The following is a 1,361-nucleotide window of genomic DNA, read 5'->3' on the forward strand; positions in this document are numbered from 1 at the left end:
AGAGGGAATGCTATCCATCTCGGAATGGTTGGCAAAATCCTCCAGTGTTTTTACTAAGAGTTGTCAAACAATCCGAAACTGGTTTGGAGAAATAATTAGTTATTTCGAGCGAAGGACAACGAATGGGGTGGTCGAGGGAATCAACAATAAACTTAAACTAATAAAAAGAAGAGGCTATGGCTTTAGAAACTTTCGGAATTTTTGGGTTAGAAGTATGTTGTCTTGGCATCTTGTATGTTGATTTAGCATAAAGAGTAACGAAGAGCCGGGATTATTAACACAATTAAAACGATCGCTCAGGAGAACAAAGACTTGGCGGCCATACTAGGCTTGCCCGGTACCTTAGCGACACTAACAGCCAGCACGTTGAATCTCATAGCAAAACATTTGGGTAAGGACTTGAATCGTTACCTAAATGGTCGAGGACTCCAAAAAAAAGATTTTCAACGGATCACCGAGTTAGACCCCGATAGGGAATTGATTGTTGCTTTGCCTAACTTTTTTGCGGAAGATCTCAAGGTCGCCATGCAAAGAGAGGGCGCTCCTGAAAAACTGGTGCTGTTTTTCGACACCCACGAAGCCTTTTGGGGAGAAGGGCGCAATCAAGGAAGTGCCAGATTTTTCAAGCAGGATGAGTGGCTGCGGTGTCTGTTGTCGCAGTTGTTGGAGTTGCCCCAAATTGTCATCGTCATGGCAGGACGGGAAATTCCCCAGTGGCATCGAGCCAGCTATTGTTCAATTACAGCGGACAAGTTAGAGTGCAGGCAAGTGTTCAACTTTCAAGTAACCGATGCCCTCGACTACCTACAAAGAGTCGGAATTGAGGATACCCAAGTGCAGCAGGGCTTGATTGCCTATAGTAGTTTTGATGGCGATTCCGTTCATCCTCTCTTGCTGGGGCTATGCGCGGATTTAGTCAGGATGGCGCCAGGAAAAAAAGAAGCCTTTACCGCTGCCGACTTTCAATCCGTTTCCGAGACAGGAGAGGGATTTAATCGGAAATTAGGGATTTTGGTAGAAAGACTCCTGAAATACACGGACAGGGTGTTGGAAGATGCGGTTTATGTCTTGAGTGCCTGTCGAGCCTTTAATGAAGACCTTTACTTTCATCTGGGCGAATCCTTGAAATGCAATCCCTCCCATGCTGCCTTTGACTCGCTCCTCAGTTTTTCCTCAGCAATTCTCATTTTGAAAAAAATTCAGATAAAATTCTCTTATTTAAATAGAGAACTTGTGTAGAAGCATTATTTTTTGACAGATAATTATCATCCAACGCTGGAGATAGACAGGTTTTAAGAACTTTGTCCATGAAAAATCGATTTCAACTCATAAATCTGGATGAAATTCTAACAAAATTTTTA

2 protein-coding genes are annotated in these 1,361 nt (G+C 43.1%); both read left to right on the forward strand.

The annotated features are described in order from the left end of the window. Positions 1–241, forward strand: a 241-nt coding sequence (locus IQ224_RS23530) for a transposase (protein WP_194032751.1), incomplete at its 5' end; no start/stop codon positions are given. 158 nt (positions 242–399) lie between these two features. Next, on the forward strand, positions 400–1,239 hold the full coding sequence (locus tag IQ224_RS23535) for a hypothetical protein (protein ID WP_228036375.1): 840 nt from the start codon (positions 400–402) through the stop codon (positions 1,237–1,239). The last annotated feature ends 122 nt before the right edge of the window (positions 1,240–1,361 follow it).

Source organism: Microcystis sp. LEGE 00066 (genome assembly GCF_015207925.1).
In the GTDB taxonomy this organism is placed as follows: domain Bacteria; phylum Cyanobacteriota; class Cyanobacteriia; order Cyanobacteriales; family Microcystaceae; genus Microcystis; species Microcystis ichthyoblabe_A.